This window comes from Pseudoalteromonas sp. CF6-2, from assembly GCF_021729425.1.
GTDB classification, from domain to species: Bacteria; Pseudomonadota; Gammaproteobacteria; order Enterobacterales; family Alteromonadaceae; genus Pseudoalteromonas; species Pseudoalteromonas arabiensis.
In genome coordinates this window covers 787,063-809,964 of the sequence record NZ_CP091443.1, presented here as the reverse complement: position 1 = coordinate 809,964, position 22,902 = coordinate 787,063, and the positions used below count along the sequence as shown (strand labels likewise).

The following is a 22,902-nucleotide window of genomic DNA, read 5'->3' as shown; positions in this document are numbered from 1 at the left end:
CTAAAACTATCAACAGGACACATATGACAACACATTCTTTTAACTTACTTGCCGTAGCGGTGAGTTTAGCGCTGACGGCGAATTCTACGCAGGCTCAAGAAGCACAAGGTACAAAAGCCGATAAAAATATAGAGCAAATATCAGTGCTTGGTTCGCGAGTGGCTAATCGGACTGCTACAGAGTCTTCATCTCCGATTGATTTAATTGATGCTGATACATTAAACAAAGGGGGCTTCACTGAGCTTGGCCAAAGCTTACAAGCAACCGCACCATCCTTTAACTTTTCTCGTACTCAGGTGTCTGACGGATCAGACTTATTTAGACCGGCTACGTTGCGTGGTTTGCAACCAGATCAAACGCTTGTGCTTATAAACGGCAAACGCCGTCATAATCAGTCTATTTTTGGTTTAAATGGAACAGTCGGTGCGGGTGCTGCTGGTACTGATATGAATGCGATTCCGCTGACTGCCCTAAAAGGGGTTGAAGTACTTCGAGATGGTGCTGCTGCGCAGTATGGATCAGATGCTATCGCGGGGGTTATCAACTTATCGCTAAATGATTCGACGGGGATAACTACAGGGTATGTGCAAGCAGGGAGTACAGGCGAAGGCGACGGCGATACAATATCGATTGGTTTAAATCGTGGTTTTGATTTAGGCGACGAAGGTGGTTTTATTAATTTTTCAGCCGAATATCGGGACGCTGACGGTACTAACCGAGCACAACGAGATACCGGCGGAGCTTTAGGCGAGCCAGCAGGGGCGCTATCAGATGATGTTCGTTGGGGACAAGGTAATGCTGACAGCGAATTTACATCGTTATTCTATAATATGGCTTTGCCACTAGGGGATATTGAGCTGTATTCATTCGGCGGTTATTCAAATAGAACTGCATTAGGCAATGGTTTTTACCGTAATTACAATGAAGCAGCCAAAAATGTAGTGCAAGTATACAGTGATGGCTTTTTACCACGTATTGATAATGAAGCTGAAGATATCTCGGTAGCCTTAGGACTTCGTGGTGACCTGAATACAGATTGGAGCTATGACCTATCTGCTGTGTATGGTGAAAATAGCTATGATTTTACGTCAAAAAATACCATAAATGCTTCTTATGCTGCTGAGTTTGTAGCGAATAACCCTGATGCGAGTGATGCAGATATTGCCGCAAATGCGGGCCCAACGGGCGGTTATTCTGGTGGTTTTAGGTTTGATCAAACCACCGTTAATGCCGATCTAAATGGTATTTTAGATGTTGGTCGTAGCGAACCTGTTTATGTATCGGTAGGTGCTGAATACCGAAAAGAGAATTATCAAATAGTGCCAGGTGAAGAGGCCTCATACGCATGTGGCTTAGCGAATACCGATACCTCATACCCTGCGGTCAATGATGAGGGGGTATTTGCTGAGTGTGGTTTTCAAGCTTATAACGGATTACGTCCAGAAGCGTCAAACAAAGAAAGCCGCCACAGCTACGCTTTTTATGTAAATGCTGAAACCTTAATTACCGATGCGTGGCAAATCAGTACCGCACTTCGTTATGAAGACTTCTCTGATGCTGGTGATGACATCATTGGTAAGCTGGCAACACGATATGAAATAACAGACGATTTTGCAGTTCGTGGTGCGATTTCATCTGGGTTTAGAGCACCATCATTACAACAAAGTGCATACACCGCCTATACCACTAACCTAGGTGCAGGTGGTGTGTTGTTACAATCGTTCACTGCAACGGCGGGGTCTGATTTCCCTTCAGCACTTGGCGTGGATAATTTAGGTCTTGAAAGCTCTGAAAACTTAAGTGCGGGCTTTGTATATAACGTAAGTAGTGAATTATCGTTAACCGTTGATTTTTATCATGTTGAAATTAAAGACCGTATTACACTAGGCAGCTTGATGTCGGCAAATGATGTGGCGTTTAGTCCAGAGGCCGTTGCGGCGTTAAATGCCACAGGTGCCCAGCAAGCTAACTACTTCTCAAACTCTGTTGATTCAACAACTAAAGGGGTGGATATCATTGCCTCTTACCGCACTGATTTGTACGAAGGTAACTTCTCTGCGACTTTTGCAGGTAATTTAAATGACACAGAAATTGATGATGTTAATGCGCCAGAAGGGATCCCTGATTCAGTTGCTCTTGATGACTTACAGCGTAGCTTTTTAACTGATGGACAACCGGGTGAGCGCGCAACACTGACCTTTGAGTATGATCGCGGTGATTTCAATAGCATGGTGCGTTTCAACTATTACGGCGAAACGGATGTTAAATACTTTGGTAATGATCACATCGGCCTTCCAGATGAGCTATCGCCAACAGGCGAGTTCAAAGATACCAGCACTGTTGAATCAGCTGTATTAGTTGATGTTAATGTTGGCTATCAATTGACCGATGAACTGATGCTATCGGCAGGTATTGATAATATTTTTGATGTAACACCTGATGAGTTAGGTGAAGATGAGGTGCTTGATTTTATTACTAATAAAGCTTTTAAGTATCCTGTTCGTGCTTTACCTTATGGTTTTGATGGCATGACTTATTACGCAAAACTAAGCTTTAGCTTTTAACGCAATCAAGCTGCAATTTTAAAACTTAAAATAGCGCCACTTGGCGCTATTTTCATTCCTAAAACTAAACAGATCTAAAAGCTCTGTGATAAACCCCCACCAAAACTAAAAGTCGCACGATGCATTATTAGCCAAAGTAATATAAGAATGGTTGCACAATGATAATTGTAAAAAGCGACAGGTGTCACTATAATGAATGACAGATGTCGATTTTCGGCGAGGTGAAATATGAATGTGATTGAAACAGATTACCTAGGTGTTGTTACCGATGGCAGAGTGACCGTTCACTCTAATACAATAGATGAAATCAATGTTGCCACGCAGGGGGTGACAGTCAGTGCTATTAAATCTCTTGGTAAAGAGCTAAATTGGGATGCTAATATTCTAGCGACGTCAATAGGCACAACGACGCGTACTCTTGAGCGTTATAGCAAAGACAGAAAACGTCTTAATGCTAAGCTAAGTGAAAACGCCTTAGAGGTTGCACGTATTTCTTCACAAGGTATAGCTTACTTTGGTGATGTTAAACGTTGGAATGAATGGCTTAGTACTCCTAACATTCAGTTTGCTAATCAAGAGCCGAAATCGGTGATTCATACCATTCGCGGTCGAGCGCTGATTAAGCGTGTTATTTTAGGGCTTGAGTATGGGTTTACTGCTTAATGATTTGTTATCGGATCGCACCTAAAGTACATAACGACCTAACGAACGCGCTATCTGGATTAGGTGGCTTGTATGCGCAGGGACGGTGGCATTTTGTTGGTAAGCCAATTGTGTATACCGCCAGCTCACGATCACTGGCAATGCTTGAACGTTTAGTGAATGACACAACGGATATTTTAAGTAAAAACCTGAGTATCACAACGATTCAAATACCTGACGACCTAAAAGTTATTAGGTTAGTTGCTTCCGAGCTGCCAAAAGCATGGGATGATCACCCTTATATTACTGATACTCAGGCCTTAGGCTCTAATTGGCTTACTTCGATGGAGGCAGCAGTGCTTCAAGTTCCCTCCAGTTTATGTCCAGACGAATATAACTTTTTAATAAACCCACTACATAAAGATATCAGTCGTATTCAAAGCATCGATTGTCAGAATTTTCTTTACCCTAATCGGCTAGCCGCTAAACTTTGAGGTTACTCAAAGTAGTTGATGTGATCTATTTATTTTCTGATGTGGCAACACGCTCGCAAATCTCACGCATTTGTTGCTTAATTTGCGGCTCTTTTTCATCAAATAGCTTATTTATACAATCAATGTAGGCTTGATTTTTCTCAAACGGAACGCCAATTTCGTAGGCATCAGCGGCTTGACGTAGCATTTCCTTATCAAACTCAGTGAATATATCGACCATTTCTTGGGCTTTTCCTCGCTCAATACCGAGAGCTTCAAAAGCTGAACGCCCCATTCTCATCGTGCTGTCAAACGTTTCGCGAATGATATCCCGACAACCATAGGCCCATAAATCGTAAACATGATGGCGGTCTACTGCGCGCGCAACAACATGTAAATGTGGGTAGTTATGCATAGCATAACGTACCAGTTTAGTTATTTGTTCGGCATCATCTAAGGCAACGATGAGCAAATTTGCATTTTCAATTCCAGCCGCATTAAGTAAATCAGGACGCGTTGCATCACCAAAAAAATTACGAATTCCAACCCGCTCGAGTGCATCAAGCTGCTTATAATTATAGTCAATCACGGTCGTTTTATAGCCACCAGCTTGTAAAATACGATCGACAAGGCCACCCATGCGGCCTGATCCTGCAATGATCACATGGCTATCGTCAGGGAAACTTTCTTCTCTACTGCCTTGCTCTGTAATATACCTTGGTGCAATAACACGTTGATAAATAATGAACAAAGCAGGCGAAATCAGCATTGATAGTGTGACAGTTAAAAGTAGCTGATCAGCAACGCTCGAATCGAGCACATTATTTGCCACACTATAGGCTAAAAGGACAAAGCCAAATTCCCCCGCTTGCGCAAGTCCAAGAGCTAGTAGCCAAGATGCTGCGCCTTTTAAGCCAAATAATCGGCCGAGTAAAAACAGCACGAGCGTTTTTGTGATAACAAGGGCGAATGTTAACAACACCGTCACCATGAAATTATCAGTGAGTAGCTGAAAGTTTATTCCAGCACCAACGGTGATAAAAAACAGTCCTAATAATAAGCCTTTAAATGGCTCAATATTACTCTCAAGCTCATGTTTATAAGGAGAGTTGGCAAGCACAACACCCGCTAAAAATGTGCCTAATGCAGCAGATAACCCGACTAAAGACATCATTAACGCGATGCCGATTACAAAAAGTAACGCCGTAGCGGTGAATAATTCCCGAAGTCTAGCCAGCGCGACAAAGCGAAAAAGAGGCGCTGTTAGATAATTTCCACCAAAAATGACCAAGGCAATCATCCCTAGCGTTACAAATGCTGCCTGCCAACTTTCAAGATCTGCAACAAGGCTAAGTCCACTGTGAGAATTTTGAGCCGCACTACTTATACCTTGAGATAGCTCGGGTAAAGCCAGTAAAGGAATAAAAGCCAGCATAGGGATCACAGCAATATCTTGTGTGAGTAATACGCTAAATGAAGCTTGCCCACCATCTGACTTTAATAGTCCTCGCTCTGAGAGGGTCTGTAATACAATGGCGGTGGACGATAAAGATAAGATTAAGCCAATTGTGACAGCCGTTTGCCAAGTGTGTCCGAGCAAAATAGCGACTGTAGCTAAAGCCGCACTGGTTATAATAACTTGCCCACCACCAAGACCTATTAGTTGCTTACGCATTGACCATAATATTTTGGGTTCTAATTCAAGGCCGACGATAAATAACATCATCACAACTCCAAACTCAGCAAAGTGTTGAATTGCAATGACATCGACATTCAGCGCATTGAGCAGCGGGCTAATAGCGATACCTGCAAGGAGATAGCCAAGCACTGAACCTAAACCTAACTTAGTGGCAATGGGTACTGCAACAATACCTGCTATTAGAAAAATGAAGGCGATTAGGAGGATATCTGCCATTTTAGACCTTTTTTATGATAAACAATGTATTAGCACATTTAGTAACTATGGTTGTTTTAAAAAGTATTGCCAATAGGAAAAGCAAGAAAACACTAAATGGGTTGAAAAATAAAAAATCATCCTCAAGTTCGTTAAAGCAGTGAATAAAACAGAAAATTTTTTAAAAACCACTTGCGTAGCATTAAACCGTGTATATAATCGCGGCACTTTAAATAGGAGCAATAAATGAGCAAAAAGAAACATAACCAAAGCCAAGTTGATACTGGTCGCGGTGTTATTAATGACAATGTCTATGCGGCATTGGTCACTTCAAAATTATTTAAATCAAAGGTAGAAAAAGCTAAAAAAGGTAAAGGCGCTTACCAACGTAAGGCAAAACATGCAGGGCGAGAGTCCTATTTAATCGCTGCTTAGATTTTAGTTGTGATCAAATAGGATTTTTACAGAAAAGCAAACTGACAAGTTTGCTTTTTTTATGCCTTGAATTTGCTTCTTAAACTGAAAAGTGAATAGTGGAGAACAAAAAACACACAATTTTTTATACATTTTTTTCTAAAAACTAGATTATTAGTTATATACCCAAATAAGAAACGTATTTTATTTGCCGTTTTAGCCCGTTTCTCTCTCCATTTAATTCAAAAACCCTGTGTTAATCATCGTTAGCAAGGTTAATTGGTTGTTAACTTTGTGTTCACTTTTTAGTTGTAGAATCCTCTCTCGGTTTCATTAAGAGTAAATGGATTCATTCTTTTTGGTTTGTAACTAAGCATTTTACGCCCAAAAGGATTTGATTTTTACCTTTTATCGGTAATTTTAAGGTTGACCCATTTATTTTTTGTGTTACTTTTAAGTTGGAAATGTAAAATAAATGTTATAACAACCTTGGGCGGAGGGAGCGAATGAGCTCACATCAATTTATAAAAAATGCCTTTAAGCTAAGTGCAATGTCACTTGGATTATATGGCTTTACAGCACAAGCTGCAGTTGATTGCAGTAATCTAGAAGTATGGCAACAAGGACAAACGCACGTTGGCGGTAGCCAAGTTCAGGCTAATAATAATGCCTATGAAGCCAAGTGGTGGACACAGTCAAACCCCGTGGAGAATTCTGGCACGGATCAAGAGTGGCGTTTTTTGGGAGCTTGTGACAGCGTTGTCACTGATAACCAAGCTCCTCTAGTCACTAGCTTAACACCTGCTGATGGTTCTTTATTTAATAGCGGTGACAGCGTTGTCATTGATGCGCAGGCGAGCGATGTTGATGGCAGTGTCGCCAGTGTTGAGTTTTTTGTTGATAATGTTTCGGTTGCCGTTGTGAGTGCACCACCGTATTCAACTAACTGGCAAGCGGTTGCTGGCAGCCATGTTATAAGTGCCGTTGCAACGGACGATTTAGGTTTAGCATCGACTGCTGTCGCTAACACGGTGAGTGTGTCGGGTGTTGTGGACCCAACAAATCAAGCACCCACAGCCAGCATTGAATTTAGTGCTGTACCCAATGAAATTACCGTTGGCTCAGAGCTTGTGTTTGCACTATCTGGCTCCGACAGTGATGGTCAAGTAACAGGACTTAGTTTGTCTGAAAATGGCACCGCTGTTCACCAAGCTAATACTACATCTTCAAGCTATACATGGCAGGCTACCGCTTTAGGTCAAGTTACTTTCATGTTAACGGTGACAGATAACGAAGGTGCGACTGGCACAGCAACTAAAGTTGTTAATGTTGTTGAAGCAACCCCACCTGGTGCAGATTGTAAACCACAAGGCTTATATCAAACTCCAGGCGTAAATACGCCGTATTGTACTGTGTATGATGCAAATGGTCGTGAAAAAATGGGCGCAGATCACCCACGCCGTGTTATTGGCTACTTCACAAGCTGGCGGAATGGTGCAAATGGTCAACCTAGTTACTTAGTGAACGATATTCCATGGGATAAGATCACGCACATCAACTATGCATTTGCTCATGTTGATGCTAACAATAAGGTATCAATTGGCGACCCTAATGCACCTGGTAACCCTGCCACTAATATGACTTGGCCTGGTGTGTCGGGTGCAGAGATGGATCCAAGCTTTAGTTACTCAGGTCACTTCAATCTTCTCAACAAGTTTAAAAAACAACACCCAGATGTAAAAACACTGATTTCTGTTGGTGGTTGGGCCGAAACTGGTGGTTACTTTGGTGCTGATGGTACACGTGTTAATAGTGGTGGTTTTTACACCATGACAACGAATGCTGATGGTTCAATAAACCAAGCTGGTATTAACGCTTTCGCGAAAAGTGCCGTTGAGTTCATCGAAAAATATGGATTTGATGGTGTTGATATTGATTATGAATACCCTTCATCAATGAATGACTCGGGTCATCCGGATGATTTCCCAATTTCGAATGCACGCCGTGCGGGTCTAAATGCATCGTACCGTGTTCTTATGGAAAAACTTCGTGAAGAGCTTGATATTGCTGGTCAAAAAGCGGGTAAGCATTACTTACTAACAATTGCTTCTCCATCTTCAGGCTACTTGTTACGTGGTATGGAAACTTTCCAAAGTGTTAAGTACCTAGATTATGTGAACATTATGTCTTACGACTTACACGGTGCATGGAACTCACACGTGGGTCACAATGCTGCATTGTTTGATACAGGCCTTGATTCAGAGCTTGCGCAATGGGGTGTGTATACAACGGCAGAATTTGAAGGTATTGGTTACTTAAATACAGATTGGGCTGTGCGTTATTTCCGCGGTGCAGTATCTGCGGGTCGTATCAACATTGGTATTCCGTATTATACCCGTGGTTTCAAAGATGTATCTGGCGGTACAAATGGATTATGGGGACAAGCTGCACTACCTGACCAATCTAAATGTGCTAAAGGAACCGGTGTTGGTGAGAAGAACAAATGTGGTAACGGTGCATTAGGTATCGATAACCTGTGGCATGATAAAAATGACGCTGGTGAAGAAATGCCTGCTGGCTCAAACCCACTGTGGCATGCTAAAAATTTAGAAAACGGTATCAACCCGTCTTATCTTGAAATCTATGGTTTAACACCAAGTACAGATCCAAATGATGTATTAACAGGCACTTATACACGTCATTACGACAATGTGGCTGTGGCTCCATGGTTATGGAATGCAGATAAAAAAGTATTCTTATCAATTGAAGATGAGCAATCAATGGCAACCAAAGTTGATTACGTTATCAACAACGGCCTTGGTGGCATCATGTTCTGGGAGCTTGCTGGTGACTTTGATTATGACTCAGCAAAAGGTGAGTACTTCATGGGTTCAAGCCTAACGACACTTGCTTACAATAAGTTTAATCAAAGTGGTGTTGCGTATGACACGCATCAAGGTAACGTTAATTTCACTGTTCCGAGTGAAGCGGTTGATGTCAGCTTTACAGTGAAAGACTTCCCAATTGGTGATGATAACTACCCAATTTCGCCTACATTCTCATTCACAAACAATTCAAATATTGATTTAAGCGGTGCGAAAATCAGTTTTGATGTACCTGTATCAACATCAGCTATTTTCAAATCAAATTGGAATGCTCAAGAAAAACTGGGTATGGCTGTGGATGTGAATGGCTCGAATGCGGCTGGTAATAACATTGGTGGCTATGAAAATGAGTTCCATCGTTTTTCTATCACGCTTACAAATGAGTGGGGCGGTATCGAAAAAGCCTTCAATACAGGCCAAACCGTAAATGCCCAAGTGATGTATTACATGCCAATTACTGGCCCAAGTAACTTCACGATTGAAAAGGGCGGTAAAACATACGCGTTCAAATATGAGTATCCAATGCTACCAGATGCCGTTCCTGGCACGCCAAATTCAGGCACTGACACAGGCGGTAACACAAATGGAAATGGTGCGACATGTGAAGGTGTTGATGTAACAAGTATCCCTGTGTATCCAAACTGGCCGCAAACGGATTGGGCAGGTAACCCAACTCATGCTCTAGGCGGCGATCTTATGAATCACAACAATGTGGTTTACGAAGCAAAGTGGTGGACAAGCGCAGAGCCAGGCACAACAGCTGACTGGACAGTGAGTTGCACACTTTAACTCAATAAGCGGAGCAAGGAGATTGCTCCGCGTTTCTACAGCGAGAACACAACAATGAAAATTATTAAATCGAAGGCATTGTCTTTATCGGCACTGGCAAGCACCATGTTGCTTGGCTTTGCATCAAGCCATGTAAATGCCCACGGATTTTTAGAAAGTCCTAAAGCACGTCAGGCGATTTGTAATGCTGATGGCGGTTATTGGTGGCCTGATGATGGCAGTGGTATTCCAAATCTAGCTTGTCGAGCAGCATTTGTTGAATCAGGGCATGTACAGTTTGTACAAGATATTGAGTTTTCGGCGAATACCGCTGATTACACCAACATTGCCGCGGTAAAACAAAGTGTGCCCGATGGGGCATTATGTGCCGCAGGAGATAGTGCAAAACGAGGTATGGATTTGCCTTCGCCGCATTGGCAACGCAGTGATGTTATTCCGAATGCGAATGGCGATATTTTAGTTCGCTTTTTAGCAAGTACACCACATAACCCTAGCTTCTGGGAGTTTTACTTAACAAAGCCAGGCTTTGATGGGGCAACGCAAGTTTTAACTTGGAATGACTTAGAGCTAGTTGCTGAATACGGCAACCTCGATTTTGTTATTGATGCAAACAATGATCGTTATTACGAAATGAGTGTCTCAATTCCTGCTGGTCGCAGCGGTGATGCAATCTTGTATACACGTTGGCAGCGTGAGGATGCCGGTGGTGAAGGTTTTTATAACTGTAGCGATATTACTATTGTTACTGACGCTGGGCCAACAGATTCAACAAACTGGTCTGCACTCAGTTACTTTGTTCGCCAAGGGCAAGATGCTGTTGTCGGTGGCAATGTTTCTGCGCGTTTGTTTGATGAAGCAGGGCAAGAGTTAGTGACTCAACAAATGCAAATAACCAGCGACAATCAAGCGAATTGGCAGCAAGCCTTTGCTGAGTTACTCAACCTTAATTACAGTCACCTATTGCAAGTGGGTGTTCAAAGTAGTGATGGCAGTATTGCCTTTAATGCCAACGATGTACTAACAAATCAGGTGTTTGCAACTAATGCAAGCTACAGCTTTGCATTAAGTGTACAAGCTGCACCTGAAAACACAGCCCCCATTGTTCATCAACCCGATGATTTACAAGTTAATGAAAATAGCAGTACGAAAGTGCATTTGCATGCCTTTGATGATCAACAAAGCACATTAACGTATAGCTGGAATGTACCTGCACCGCTGAGTTTTACAGGTACTGGAGCTGATATCACCATCGTCGCGCCAGAGGTTAATGCCGATACTAGCTACACAGTGACAGCGTCGGTATCAGACGGTGAATTAACCACTCAAACACGTTTTGTTGTGAATGTGCTAGATACCAATACAACACCTACCGAACCAAGCGTACCTGCGTGGGACAGCATGCGCCAATATAACACGGGCGATCAAGTCAGTTTTGGCGGTGGCATATACAGTGCCAAATGGTGGAACCAAGGTGCACAGCCTGACAGCAGTGATGCATGGCAGCTTGAAGCGGGTACAGCATCTGAACAATGGACGAGTGGCAAAGCCTATCAGGGCAGTGCTGAAGTAATCTATCAAGGAAAGCGCTATCGCGCACAATGGTGGACTCAAGGTGATGTACCGAGTGAAAGCCAAGTATGGACAGAAATCTAAAGTTTTGTAGTTCAAACTTTTCAATACAGCGTAAAGCTTAATAAAAATAGATAAAGAGAGAATCATGAATATAAAACAACTAAGCGCAGCCATTGGTGTTGCATTATTCGCAAGTGCAGCAAGTGCTGCTCCTTCAACCCCTGTTCTTAATTGGGAGCCACAAGAATACTCATTTGTTGAGGTGAACTTAGAAGGGACAGGCTCATATAAAAGCCTTGTCAATCGTGTTGAACAAGTGACCATTAATGTACAGTGGAATGCATGGAGTGGTGATGGTGGCGACAGTTATAAAGTGTATTTTGACAATATGCTTGTAAACGAAGGTACGCTTGCAGCGGGTACTAAAAGTGGTGTAATTAGTTTTCCTTATAATAAAGCAGGTCGCCATACTATGTATGTCGAGCTTTGTGAAGGCGGCACGACTTGCGCGCGCAGTGAAGGCAAACCAATTGTTATTGCTGATACCGACGGTGCACATTTAGCGCCATTGCCTATGGATTATGATCCAAACAATAAAAATATTGGTACAAAGCAAGGGTTAGTCACTGGTGCTTACTTTGTTGAGTGGGGCATTTACGGTCGTGATTTCGATGTAACGAATATTCCTGCCCAAAACTTAACGCACATTTTATATGGCTTTATTCCAATTTGTGGTCCGAATGATTCACTGACCGGTGGGCCTAAAAATGCGTTAAATACCGCTTGTGCTGGTTCGCAGGATTTTGAAGTGGTTATTCATGATCCATGGGCAGCTGTTCAAAAAGCACTACCGGGTGTTGATGCTAATGATCCAATCCGTGGTACATATTCACAGCTAATGGCACTAAAACAGCGTTACCCTGATTTAAAAATCTTACCATCAGTGGGTGGCTGGACGTTATCAGACCCATTCGCGTATTTCACTAACAAGGCAAATCGTGACACCTTCGTCGCCTCGATGAAAGAGTTCTTAAAAACGTGGAAATTCTACGATGGTGTTGATATCGACTGGGAATTCCCAGGTGGTGACGGCGCAAACCCTAATCTAGGTGACCCTGTCGCTGATGGTCCTGCATATGTTGCATTGATGCAAGAGCTTCGCATCATGCTTGATGAGCTAGAAGCTGAAACTGGCCGTCAATATGAGCTTACTTCTGCAATTGGTGCTGGCTACGATAAAATTGAAGATGTTGATTATCAAGCCGCGAGCCAGTACATGGATTACATCTTTGCCATGACGTATGACTTCTATGGCGCGTGGAGTGGTGTAACAGGTCACCAAACAGCACTTTATTGTGGTACGCATTTCCGCCCTGGTCAGTGTGATGGTACGGGTGTAGATGCTGGTGGTGTTCCTTATAAAGGCCCTGCTTACACAACCGATAACGCAATTCAATTACTGCTTGCGCAAAATGTTCCATCGAAGAAAATTGTTGTTGGTACAGCAATGTATGGCCGTGGTTGGGAAGGTGTTTACCCTGCGGGCACAACCATTGATGGTAATCCAATGACAGCAACAGGATCGGGTCCATTAAAAGGCAGTAACGCACAAGGTGTGTGGGAAGATGGTGTAATCGATTATAAAGGCATTAAAGCACACATGATTGGTGCATCGGGTACGGGTATAAACGGCTTTGAAGTTGGTTATGATGAACAAGCAAAAGGCGCGTATGTTTGGAATCGTTCTACCGGTAAACTCATCACATATGATAGCCCTGCGTCAGTTATCGCAAAAGGTAACTATGTTAACCAACATAACCTAGGTGGTTTATTTGCATGGGAAATCGATGCGGATAACGGTGATATTCTTAATGCAATGCATGAAGGTTTAGGTGGCACCGTTACTGAGCCGACTAACAAAGCACCCGTTGTCTCTGTGTCAGGCTCGGTGACAGTGAATGCGGGTGAAACTGTCTCAATCAGTGCATCAGCAACAGATGCTGATAACGACCCTCTAAGCTTTAGCTGGACTGCCGATAATGCACTTACTGTATCAGGAGCAAATACAAATACACTTGCTATTACAGCACCATCGGTCACTGTTGACACGCGATACATTGCAACAGTAACAGTCACTGATGGCAAAGCAAGTGTAAGCCGTAACGTGACAGTCAATGTCGTTGCGCCTGGTACTGGTGGGAACTCAGCGCCTGTTGTTGCAGCTATTACTGACAAAACAGTTGCCGAAGAGGCAAGCGTAGCCGTCTCAGTTTCTGCAACAGATGCAGATAATGATGCCCTTACTTATAATTGGACTGTACCTGCCGGCCTGACGTTAGTGGGTTCCGGTGCAAATGTGAGTTTGCAAGCGGCCAGTGTTACTGCGGATACAACCTACCCTGTATCGGTTGAGGTAAGCGATGGTCAAGCAGCTACATCAGTCAGCTTCAACGTGACAGTGACAGACTCAGGTACGACTAACCCTCCTGGTAATACAACATGGGATGAAACTGCCATTTATGTGGGTGGTGATACTGTGATGTACAACGGTGTTTTATATACTGCTAAATGGTGGACACAAGGTGATCGTCCAGATCTAGGTGGCGTATGGGAAGCAAGTTCACAGCCTACAGATGCAAATGGTGGTGTTATTTGGCAAGCAGCAGGTACTTACAACAGCGGCGACCAAGTGACTCACCAAGGTACTCAATACGAAGCGAAGTGGTGGACTCAAGGAGATGAGCCAGGCAGCGCTGATGTATGGAAAGCACTTTAAGTGTTTTTTAGCCACATTGGAATGCGTTTCATGATAATGTGATTTCCCTCTAAAGCAGCCGTAAGGCTGCTTTTTTCATGCTTTGACGTTTATTTTGGCCTTTTACTTACTATCAACCATACTTTGATAATGATTAACTATAGCCGCTGATAAGTATATTGATGAAGTTAAAAGTGTGTATTCTGCTTTGTTCGATTTTGCTTTTTACAAAAGCGTTTGGTTGTGAACGCACGTTAAAGGTTGGAATATCTCAGCAATGGGCACCTTATGTACTTATTCGTGATAAAACGTTTTCTGGTATTGATATCCAGATCACTGAGTTTGTATTAAGTAAATCTGGGTTTTGCACACAATTTGTTTCACTCCCGTCTTCAAAGCGTGGCTTTGCTGAACTGCGGTCAGGTAAAGTAGACCTACTTCCCGCCGCAAGTTTTAGTGAGGAACGTGCTCGTTTTAGCTACTTTTCAGAGCCTTATAGAAAAGAGGTGATGCGGTTATTTTGGTATCCCAAAAAAGAATATGCGGCACTTAGTCTAAAAGGATTATTACTTAAAGGTCAGGTTATTTTAATCAACAGTGGTAGCTACTACGGTGAAGAGTTTACAGCGCTTAGCCGAATAAAAATGTTTAAAAATCAAATTATGGCGGTGCCTAAATTGCAACAACGTTTAGGAATGCTACAAGCTAATAGAGTCGATTTTTTTATAGATGATGAGCTTGCCGGTCTTTATCTCATAGGGTCGCTTAAGTTAAAAGGAATTGCGCTTCATGATTATATTATTAACGATAATTGGGTGTCGTTTATGCTTAGTAAAACAACCTTAACAGAGCCTGAGCGTACTAGAATAAACAATACCATCATCACACACCAACAAAGCATCAAAGGTTTGATAGCTGAGCATGTTAGAAGCTTTAGCCAAGACGAGTAACACGCAGCTTTATGCGCCCTGCATTTGCCCCATAAAAGCGATCAAGGTCGTTTGCAAATGGGCAAAATTCACCTGATTTTGCTATACGGATATCGGCACCTTCTGCGATTTCGAAAAGGTGATCATCGTTGTTATCAATCGCGCCAATGAGTGCAAACCATTGTGCGTGCGCTAAACGTCTAAATGGCTCGAGTAATGCCATTGGAATTTCTTTCACGCCCAGCTGTATATTATCGCGATGCCAGCCGCCTGGGCCGCAACTAATACCGTCGTCATACCAAATTTGATCAGGGTAAGGCGTAAAACGATAGGTGCCACCTTGCTCTAACATAACACCCGTGTGATTGTATTTTTCAGAACCATACACTAAAACATCCTTGCTTTGGCCAATACTAAGCACAGTCATATTTTGCTTATCAAGCGCAATATGTTGGCATAACCCCTTAAATTTTAGCAGGTTGCCATCGTTATAAAGTACGTTATAGGTTAGGCTTTTAAGTGACTCAGGACGATAGCTTGTTAAGCGGTTGATTCTATGTGCGACAGTATGGTGAATAGTTGGCGGATGGTCGCTTTGTTCGTTTTCAATAAGTACACAGCATTCACGATCAACGAGTTTGAATAACGGATTGAACCAAAAATAGTTTTGTTGATGACTGAGTGCTAGTGGGTCGGGCGTAACGGTGACATCGTCTTGTGCAATTAAGTTTCGATGCGCTTGTGGAAGTAACGTGTTGTAGTTGATGTCTGCGCTGGTTAAAAGGTTTAGCGCAACTGTTTGTTCAATTAGCCACTCAATCGCATATCGTAGGCAAATGTCGGCTAAACCATCACGATAGTAACCACCGCCTACATCGGAATGGGCACCAGCGAACCAAATTTCTTCAACATGGGGCGCTTTATTAATAAGCGTTGGTTCAAAAGCTCTGCGTTTTTCATCAAGTGCAACACAGTGAAGGGCGGCTTTAATATTTGTTGCTAAAGTATAGTTTTCAAAAATCACATGCTCAGCACCACGGGTTTCTTTTGTGACTTTAGAAAACCCTATCGATGCCACAGTATCAAATACACACAAGTAAACATCATCACTAATAAGTGGTTCAAGGCATTTAGCAAAACGCCGTGCTAACGCTGCGCCACGACTAAACCCAGTGAGTAGTACTTTATCGCCAACAGTGTAATAGCTTTTAAAGTCATTAATGGCGCGATTTAAAATACTGGCAACATCATCCCCTCTAGGGGCTAAAGCTTGATTGAAAAGGCGTTTAAAACGACTGCCTTGGGTGCCTATACCTTGATAATAAAAACTAATTTGATCAGGAAATGGGGTTTCTGGCTCATTATTTAGTGCGCCGCCAAATAATAAGTGAAGTTTAAGTATGTTAGAGATACTGGCATCTTCTTTAAAATGCGCTGCACTAAATTGCTCTGCATCACGAGGTTCGCTGCCAGTGCCATCAAAGTTGAAAATCAGCGTTTTGGGGGTCATAGCGTCATTCCTTTAGTGGTTTGTCATAACATACAAGGCATTTGTTAAAATTTGAAGACAAATTATGCGCGATGGTTATTTTTTATTGGTTTTAGTTTTTGGTGTGCTTTAATGAGCTTGGGCAAGAGGATTTAAAACTTATGCCCAAAGCTTATTTTGAAGAGCGATTTAATTAAGCGTGAGTATGACTGTAAAGGATGCCACAACCAATTAAGATAAGTGCTATACCGCCAATGGCTTCGGCTTTTTTGCCAACCCAGCCACTCATTACATTGCCAAGTAGTGAGCCAATTGTCACCATGATGGTCGTCGCAAGACCTATCATTGCTGCCGCTAAGTAAATGTTTACTTTCATGAAAGCAAGGCTAATACCAACTGTCATCGCGTCTATGCTGGTACCAACAGCCGTTAGTAATGTCGCAATAAAAGAGCGCTTGGTATTGGGGGCTAGTTCCTCTTCGTCATCCTCTTTACGGCTTTCAAGCAACATGTGAACGCCAAGACCAACGAGTAGTACAAACGCAATCCAATGATCAAACGCTTCCACGTAGTCAGCACCGGCACTACCGATAAGCCAACCAATAATCGGCGCTATAGCTTCAATACAGCCAAACAATAAACCAAGCTTGATTGCACTGAGAATACGCGGGTTTTTAAGTGTACTGCCTTTGGTGATAGAAGCCGCAAAAGCATCGGTAGACATTGCAAGCGATAAAACGCTCAGAGTAATAATATTCAATTTTTGCGCCCCACAAAAAGAGCGCATTATACGCTTATGAGCCGTAAACCGATAGGTTAATTTTACGGCTCAATAGTGCCTATTTGGTTTAGTGAAGCTTCATCTTAGGCCTTACCACCCGCAGCACTTTTTCACTGATCCACAATGCAAAGGTTTTAGCGCTGCCGTGAATCGCACGTTGATGCATACGGTAGAGCGAAATATACATAAAGCGCGCAATTTTTCCTTCAATGAAAAAGCTATTACTGGTTAAGTTACCCATTAAGCTACCGACCGTGCTGTAGCGTGACAAGTTGACTAAAGAACCATGGTCACTGTAGGTAAAGGCACTCAGTGGCTGGTTTTTAAGTGTGGCAATGAGGTTTTTTTCAACACATTGTGCCATTTGATGAGCTGATTGTGCTCTTGGTGGCACTTGTGTGCCATCTTCTTGGGTAAATGCACAGCAATCACCAATCACAAAAATGTTGTCGTTAACACTACTTTGTAGATATTGGTTCACCTTAATTTGGTTATTGCGAGTGAGTTCAAAAATACCAATGTCTTTAATGAAATCAGGGGCTTTTACACCCGCGGCCCAAACCATAATATCGGCGTTGATATGTTCATCGTGTTTGGTGATAAAGCTGTTCTCTGTGGCCTCTTTTACTTGGGTACCTTCGCGTACTGTCACCCCTAATTTAACCAGCTCGCGTTTAGCCGAGTTTGCAATGCGCTCGGGTAAAGCGGGCAAAATTCGCGGCCCCGCTTCAATTAAATCAATGTGTAAGCGTTTGGCGGTCATTTTATTAAGGCCATACATTTTTAGCATGTCTGACACATGATAAAGCTCTGCCGACAGTTCAACCCCCGTTGCACCACCACCCACTATGGCAATAGTTAACGAATGCTGTTGGTCGTCATCTTGATGTAAACGGGTGAAGTTATCGAGTAGAGCGTGCTGAAAGCGTTCAGCTTGTTGGTTTGAGTCAAGGTAAAAACAGTGCTTGTTGACCCCTGGGGTATTAAAGTCGTTGCTGACACTGCCTATGGCAAGTACGAGGTAGTCATAGCTGACTTGGCGCTCAGGTAAAATGCGATGGCCAAGCTCGTCTTTTAACTCGCTTAGGGTAATGGTTTTATTGCTTTGATCTAAGTGGCAAAAGCTGCCGAGTTGAAAATTATAATGGTGTTTTGCTCCATGAGCTGAGTATACAACGCCGTCTAAATCGGCATCAATCGACCCCGTCGCTACTTCATGAAGTAACGGCTTCCAAATATGGCTGCGGTTTTTATCGATTAAAAGTATCTCTGCTTGGCGTTTTTTTCCGAGTTTGTGTCCTAATTGTGTTGCTAGCTCTAAGCCACCAGCGCCACCACCGATAATCACGATTTTAGGAGGTTGGTTAATCATTACGTTGCCCTCAAAAGTATAATACCTAAACACTCTTTAGAAAAAGCGCTTAGGTATTGCAAATCCATCCATCAATACCCCACGGCAACGGCTCTATTGTGCGCCTTTTTGCTTGTTTTGTCAGCAAAAGTTAAGAACAATGTGGCGCTTTTTATCCTATTTAGGTGCTTGGGCGATAACAGGAAACGCGATAGTATGGTGCATCAGTTTTTTAAACACCTATCATTTCAGAATAAAGGAAATGAACGAAGGGATCAGGATGACTACGTCACTACATGCATCGCTAAATCAGTACTTTGGCTTTAATGAATTTCGCTTAGGTCAGCAACAAACCATTGAGCAGTTATTAAACCAGCAATCATCGTTGGCTATCTTCCCAACTGGCTCGGGAAAGTCGTTGTGTTATCAATTAACAGCGATGCATTTACCTAATTTGACCTTAGTAGTGTCGCCATTATTGGCACTGATGAAAGATCAAATTAGCTTTTTAAACAGTAAAGGCATCTATGCGGCAAGCCTAGATTCAAGCCAAACCTCTGAGCAAAGCCATACGGTAATGAGTGATGTGCGCGCAGGGAAGGTGAAAATTTTAATGGTCTCAGTGGAGCGCTTTAAGAATGAGCGCTTTCGTGAATTTATTAAACAAGTGCCTATTTCAATGCTGGTGGTTGATGAAGCGCACTGTATATCTGAATGGGGCCACAACTTTAGGCCAGACTACTTAAAGCTGCCGCGCTATCGTGAAGATCTTAATATTCCGCTGGTATTGTTACTCACCGCTACCGCTACCAAAAAAGTAAAGCGCGATATGTGTGAGCGCTTTGCCATTGCCCTTGAATGTGTAGTGCAAACTGGCTTTTACCGAAGTAATCTCGATTTATCAGTGCTTAGTGTCGCAAGCCAAGAAAAGCCTCAGCAATTAGCAAGTATTATAGCCAGCCAACAAGGGGCTGGGATTGTTTATGTCACCTTACAGCATACCGCCGAGCAAGTAGCCGAAGGCTTGAGGGGAGCCGGATTTAATGCGGTGGCTTATCATGCAGGCCTTGAGGATGATAAACGCTGGCAAATTCAAGATGATTTTATGGCGGGTAAAATCAATGTTGTCGTGGCAACCATTGCTTTTGGGATGGGTGTTGATAAGTCTGATATTCGTTTTGTGATCCACTATGATTTGCCAAAATCGATTGAGAATTATAGCCAAGAGATTGGCCGCGCAGGGCGAGATGGTGCGCCATCAAACTGTTTTACCCTAGCAAACTTAGATGGCTTAAATACCGTTGAAAACTTTGTTTATGCCGACACGCCAGAGCAAAGTGGGATTGAGTATGTCATTAATAACATTCGTAACGAGCAAACTAATAACCAGTGGGAAATGCAAGAGTACAGCCTTTCGAGCGACAGTAATATTCGTGCTTTAGCGTTAAAAACCTTACTGGTGCAGTTAGAAATGCAAGGGGCTATTACACCTTTATATGCCTATTACGCTGACTTTAAATATAAGTTTTTAACGGATCAAAATGCGCTGCTTAGCCAGTTTGATGCTGATCGCCAAGCGTTTTTACAACAGGTATTTAAACACACTGAGTTTAAGAAAATTTGGGGCACATTAAATTTTGATGCGCTAACCCGTGCCACTCAAGTTGACAGAAAACGTGTGGTTGCTGCGCTTGATTATTTGGCCGAAAAGGGTCATATCGCTCTTGAAACTAAACGTATTACGCAAGTGTATGAAGTGAATAATGCGGTTATTAACCATGCTGATTTAGCACAGCAACTTCATCAATACTTTATCGAAAAAGAACAGGCCGAAATTAAGCGTATCGCCACTTTAGTGCGCTTTTTTGAGTTAGATAGCTGCTTAAGTTACAACTTAGCCCGCTATTTTGATGACCAACATGCACCCCAGCAATGTGGCCATTGCTCAGTGTGTAGAGGCCAGCAGGTAAAACTTAGTTATTCATTAGTGCATCAAATGCCTGAGCAAAATGTGATTGCCAGTAAAGTTGCTGAGCTTAAACAGCACCTAGCAAATAAAGGGTTTAGTGATGTCAGCGTTGACACACAGTGCCGCTTTTTAGCGGGCATGAGTGTACCTTTATTTACTCGTAATAAAGTTAGGCAGCTATCAGGCTTTGGCCTTTGCGAACAGCAACGATACAGTGACATTAAAGCCTTGCTACAGCAGTTGTAGCAGGGTTTTAGGTATTCAGTTATGACACTAAAAAGTGTCATAACTGTAAACTTAGCCAATTTGAATACTGGTAGTAGGGTAGGTCAAAGGTTGGCTACTTTGTCTTGCAAAACAATATGCAAACGTGAGTGGGCCAACTCGACCTATCAACATCAGCAGTATGATAATGAGCTGACTAGGTGCGCTTAAATCACCCGTAATACCCCGCGAAAGGCCAACAGTACTGAGTGCTGAAATCGCCTCAAAGGTGATATCCAGTAACGAGCCTTGTTCAAGCTTGGTAATAACCATAATACTAATAAAGGCGATAAATAAGTACAGTATCATGACACTTAATGCCTTGATCACGAGTTTGTCGCTCAACTGGCGGTTAAAAACCGTGACTGTTGTTTGCTGTTTTAAATAACTGCGCATCGCTAAAATTAAGATCACAAAGGTTCCTAGTTTTATACCACTAGCCGTACTAACTGAGCCACCGCCAATCACCATAAGCAGCATGGTTAGTAGCGTAGAATCTTGGCTTAAGGCATCAATCGGTAAAGTATTAAACCCTGCGGTACGAGGTGTCACTGCTTGAAACCATGCGGTCAGTATTTGCTCTAACGTTGATAGCGGCGCTAATGTCGCGGGGTTTGCGTGTTCAAATAAAAAGATGAGTAAAAATGCGGTACTATTGATCACTAAAGTCGCAATTAATACTAGGCGTGTATTGGTTGATAGTGATGACCAACGTTTTTGTTTGTAAATATCAATTAGTACTGTAAACCCTAAACCACCGATAATAAATAAGCCTGTGATTACTAAGTTTACGGTCACATCCCCTTTGAACGCAGATAAGCTATCGCCACTTAAGGCAAAGCCAGCATTATTAAACGCAGAAATCGTATAAAACAAACTGTGGTAAGCACTTTTTACTAAGCCATAATCATCAAACCAACTGATAAATAATAAGAAAAACGCCACGGATTCAATAATTAATGAATAGACTAAAACGTATTTAGCGACCTTGATCACCGAGGTTAAATCGTTAGTGTCAAAAGCGCGACTGGCCAATAAGCGCTGTTGTAAACCGAGGGTTTTTCCTAAACTTAATATTGAAATCACTGCCACTGTCATAAAGCCAATACCGCCAATTTGAATCAGCAGCATCACTATGCTTTGTCCAAATACTGTCAGTGCAGTACCCGTATCTATTACCACCAGCCCTGTAACTGTAACCGCAGAGGTTGCTGTAAATAGTGCGTCAAGCCAGCTAATCGGTTGGGTGCTGGCGACAGGGAGCATGAGTAAACTCGTACCCAGCATGATTAGTACAATAAAGCCGATAGTGAGCACTAATGGCGGGTTAATTTTTTGCCGCTTGCGACACTTTACACCGCTAAATTGTTTAGGATAAACGTTGGCTTGCCAGTTAATCATAATGCACGAAACCGTTTTGCTAGTTTAGTTAAATAAGTTTTAGAGCCAAGTAGCACCAGACTATCGCCGTGGCGCAGCTCGGTGTCATTAGTCAGCTCAGTATTGAAATAATCATCACGGCGCAGTGTGAGCGGTTTAATATCGCTATTACGCTCTTTGAGTAGCCAGCCAATTTTGCGACCTGAAAGTTGTAGATCTATGCCCAGCTCAACAATAAAGGTGGACTGGTTAAGCGGGAAATATTGATTAACCATTGGGTAGTTAAGCGCTTGTGCAACTCTTACGCCCATTTCCTCTTCAGGGTGAATGATGCGGTCAACACCCAGTTTACTCAGAATTTGATGATGGCTTTTGGTACAGGCTTTTACCCAAATTTGTTTTACGCCTAAGTTTTTTAAGTGCAATACACATAAAATACTGGCTTCAATATTCTCGCCTATGGCGACTAATACCGCTTGGCAACTGGGTAAATCGAGCCGCGCTAATTGTGTTTCATCGCTGGCATCAACCACCACAGTAAAACTGAGCTGGTCGGCATAGTGGTTAACTGTGCTTTCACTAATATCTGCGGCACATACCGTGTGCCCTTGTTTTGAAAGTTCTAAACAGGCGGTTACGCCAAAACGTCCTAATCCGATTACTGCAAACTGAGCCATTGTTTTTCTCGCTATTGTGGGTTCACACTTAATGCTAATGGCAAAAAAGAAGAAGTCTTTAGAAATGGCAGAAG

The 22,902-nt window shown here is 42.6% G+C and carries 15 protein-coding genes; 9 read left to right on the top strand and 6 right to left on the bottom strand.

Going from position 1 to position 22,902, the window contains the following annotated elements:
* The first annotated feature begins 23 nt into the window (after nucleotides 1–23).
* From L3Q70_RS20250 to L3Q70_RS20240, 3 genes are all read left to right on the top strand, one after another.
* The gene (locus L3Q70_RS20250) at nucleotides 24–2,564 is read left to right on the top strand and encodes a TonB-dependent receptor (RefSeq protein WP_237115475.1); all 2,541 of its coding nucleotides are present in this window, start codon (nucleotides 24–26) and stop codon (nucleotides 2,562–2,564) included.
* Nucleotides 2,565–2,792: 228 nt separating this feature from the next.
* Complete coding sequence (locus L3Q70_RS20245; RefSeq protein WP_062567750.1) at nucleotides 2,793–3,227, top strand: antitoxin Xre/MbcA/ParS toxin-binding domain-containing protein; 435 nt, start codon at nucleotides 2,793–2,795, stop codon at nucleotides 3,225–3,227.
* Nucleotides 3,227–3,700, top strand: coding sequence for an RES family NAD+ phosphorylase (locus L3Q70_RS20240; protein WP_062567749.1), 474 nt, complete (start codon nucleotides 3,227–3,229; stop codon nucleotides 3,698–3,700). Before L3Q70_RS20245 ends, L3Q70_RS20240 begins: the two co-directional genes overlap by 1 nt.
* Before the next feature lie 25 nt (nucleotides 3,701–3,725).
* Here L3Q70_RS20240 and L3Q70_RS20235 read toward each other — a convergent pair whose 3' ends face one another.
* Entirely contained in the window at nucleotides 3,726–5,594 is a 1,869-nt protein-coding gene (locus tag L3Q70_RS20235; protein WP_237115474.1) for a cation:proton antiporter, read from the bottom strand.
* Between the two features lie 225 nt (nucleotides 5,595–5,819).
* Here L3Q70_RS20235 and L3Q70_RS20230 point away from each other — a divergent pair, with 225 nt between their 5' ends.
* The 5 genes from L3Q70_RS20230 to L3Q70_RS20210 all read left to right on the top strand — a co-directional run bounded on the left by L3Q70_RS20230 (nucleotide 5,820) and on the right by L3Q70_RS20210 (nucleotide 14,938).
* Nucleotides 5,820–6,008: a ribosome alternative rescue factor ArfA gene (locus tag L3Q70_RS20230; protein WP_062567747.1), complete on the top strand. Its 189-nt coding sequence runs from the start codon at nucleotides 5,820–5,822 to the stop codon at nucleotides 6,006–6,008.
* Between the two features lie 485 nt (nucleotides 6,009–6,493).
* Entirely contained in the window at nucleotides 6,494–9,661 is a 3,168-nt protein-coding gene (locus L3Q70_RS20225) for a glycosyl hydrolase family 18 protein (protein WP_237115473.1), read from the top strand.
* Between the two features lie 54 nt (nucleotides 9,662–9,715).
* Nucleotides 9,716–11,314 carry a lytic polysaccharide monooxygenase gene (locus L3Q70_RS20220; protein ID WP_237115472.1) on the top strand — a complete coding sequence of 533 codons (1,599 nt, stop codon included), beginning with the start codon at nucleotides 9,716–9,718 and terminating at the stop codon, nucleotides 11,312–11,314.
* Between the two features lie 64 nt (nucleotides 11,315–11,378).
* Complete coding sequence (locus tag L3Q70_RS20215; protein ID WP_062567744.1) at nucleotides 11,379–14,009, top strand: glycosyl hydrolase family 18 protein; 2,631 nt, start codon at nucleotides 11,379–11,381, stop codon at nucleotides 14,007–14,009.
* Nucleotides 14,010–14,170: 161 nt separating this feature from the next.
* Nucleotides 14,171–14,938 carry a transporter substrate-binding domain-containing protein gene (locus L3Q70_RS20210; RefSeq protein WP_237115471.1) on the top strand — a complete coding sequence of 256 codons (768 nt, stop codon included), beginning with the start codon at nucleotides 14,171–14,173 and terminating at the stop codon, nucleotides 14,936–14,938.
* On the opposite strand, the gene L3Q70_RS20205 is transcribed toward L3Q70_RS20210, so the two are convergent.
* The 3 genes from L3Q70_RS20205 to L3Q70_RS20195 all read right to left on the bottom strand — a co-directional run bounded on the left by L3Q70_RS20205 (nucleotide 14,922) and on the right by L3Q70_RS20195 (nucleotide 18,559).
* Nucleotides 14,922–16,427 carry a DUF2235 domain-containing protein gene (locus L3Q70_RS20205; protein WP_237115470.1) on the bottom strand — a complete coding sequence of 502 codons (1,506 nt, stop codon included), beginning with the start codon at nucleotides 16,425–16,427 and terminating at the stop codon, nucleotides 14,922–14,924. The two genes, L3Q70_RS20210 and L3Q70_RS20205, sit on opposite strands and share 17 nt — an antisense overlap.
* A 172-nt stretch (nucleotides 16,428–16,599) precedes the next feature.
* Nucleotides 16,600–17,166 (bottom strand): manganese efflux pump MntP family protein, encoded by a 567-nt coding sequence (locus L3Q70_RS20200; protein WP_237115469.1) that lies wholly within the window; start codon nucleotides 17,164–17,166, stop codon nucleotides 16,600–16,602.
* Between the two features lie 88 nt (nucleotides 17,167–17,254).
* Nucleotides 17,255–18,559, bottom strand: coding sequence for an NAD(P)/FAD-dependent oxidoreductase (locus L3Q70_RS20195; protein WP_237115468.1), 1,305 nt, complete (start codon nucleotides 18,557–18,559; stop codon nucleotides 17,255–17,257).
* A 259-nt stretch (nucleotides 18,560–18,818) separates the two neighbouring features.
* On the opposite strand from L3Q70_RS20195, the gene L3Q70_RS20190 reads away from it, so the two are divergent.
* A complete protein-coding gene (locus L3Q70_RS20190; protein ID WP_237115467.1) occupies nucleotides 18,819–20,753 on the top strand; it encodes a RecQ family ATP-dependent DNA helicase in 1,935 nt (644 codons plus the stop codon).
* Between the two features lie 51 nt (nucleotides 20,754–20,804).
* Here L3Q70_RS20190 and L3Q70_RS20185 read toward each other — a convergent pair whose 3' ends face one another.
* Nucleotides 20,805–22,172 carry a TrkH family potassium uptake protein gene (locus tag L3Q70_RS20185; protein WP_062567740.1) on the bottom strand — a complete coding sequence of 456 codons (1,368 nt, stop codon included), beginning with the start codon at nucleotides 22,170–22,172 and terminating at the stop codon, nucleotides 20,805–20,807.
* Nucleotides 22,169–22,828 (bottom strand): TrkA family potassium uptake protein, encoded by a 660-nt coding sequence (locus L3Q70_RS20180; protein WP_054553462.1) that lies wholly within the window; start codon nucleotides 22,826–22,828, stop codon nucleotides 22,169–22,171. The genes L3Q70_RS20185 and L3Q70_RS20180 overlap by 4 nt, the downstream gene beginning before the upstream one ends.
* Nucleotides 22,829–22,902 lie beyond the last annotated feature (74 nt).

Excerpts from the sequence above, each read along its gene's own strand:
- L3Q70_RS20250 (WP_237115475.1), top strand. The coding sequence starts at position 24 with ATGACAACACATTCTTTTAACTTACTTGCCGTAGCGGTGAGTTTAGCG.
- L3Q70_RS20245 (WP_062567750.1), top strand. The coding sequence starts at position 2,793 with ATGAATGTGATTGAAACAGATTACCTAGGTGTTGTTACCGATGGCAGA.
- L3Q70_RS20240 (WP_062567749.1), top strand. The coding sequence starts at position 3,227 with ATGATTTGTTATCGGATCGCACCTAAAGTACATAACGACCTAACGAAC.
- L3Q70_RS20235 (WP_237115474.1), bottom strand. The coding sequence starts at position 5,594 with ATGGCAGATATCCTCCTAATCGCCTTCATTTTTCTAATAGCAGGTATT.
- L3Q70_RS20230 (WP_062567747.1), top strand. The coding sequence starts at position 5,820 with ATGAGCAAAAAGAAACATAACCAAAGCCAAGTTGATACTGGTCGCGGT.
- L3Q70_RS20225 (WP_237115473.1), top strand. The coding sequence starts at position 6,494 with ATGAGCTCACATCAATTTATAAAAAATGCCTTTAAGCTAAGTGCAATG.
- L3Q70_RS20220 (WP_237115472.1), top strand. The coding sequence starts at position 9,716 with ATGAAAATTATTAAATCGAAGGCATTGTCTTTATCGGCACTGGCAAGC.
- L3Q70_RS20215 (WP_062567744.1), top strand. The coding sequence starts at position 11,379 with ATGAATATAAAACAACTAAGCGCAGCCATTGGTGTTGCATTATTCGCA.
- L3Q70_RS20210 (WP_237115471.1), top strand. The coding sequence starts at position 14,171 with ATGAAGTTAAAAGTGTGTATTCTGCTTTGTTCGATTTTGCTTTTTACA.
- L3Q70_RS20205 (WP_237115470.1), bottom strand. The coding sequence starts at position 16,427 with ATGACCCCCAAAACGCTGATTTTCAACTTTGATGGCACTGGCAGCGAA.
- L3Q70_RS20195 (WP_237115468.1), bottom strand. The coding sequence starts at position 18,559 with ATGATTAACCAACCTCCTAAAATCGTGATTATCGGTGGTGGCGCTGGT.
- L3Q70_RS20190 (WP_237115467.1), top strand. The coding sequence starts at position 18,819 with ATGACTACGTCACTACATGCATCGCTAAATCAGTACTTTGGCTTTAAT.
- L3Q70_RS20185 (WP_062567740.1), bottom strand. The coding sequence starts at position 22,172 with ATGATTAACTGGCAAGCCAACGTTTATCCTAAACAATTTAGCGGTGTA.
- L3Q70_RS20180 (WP_054553462.1), bottom strand. The coding sequence starts at position 22,828 with ATGGCTCAGTTTGCAGTAATCGGATTAGGACGTTTTGGCGTAACCGCC.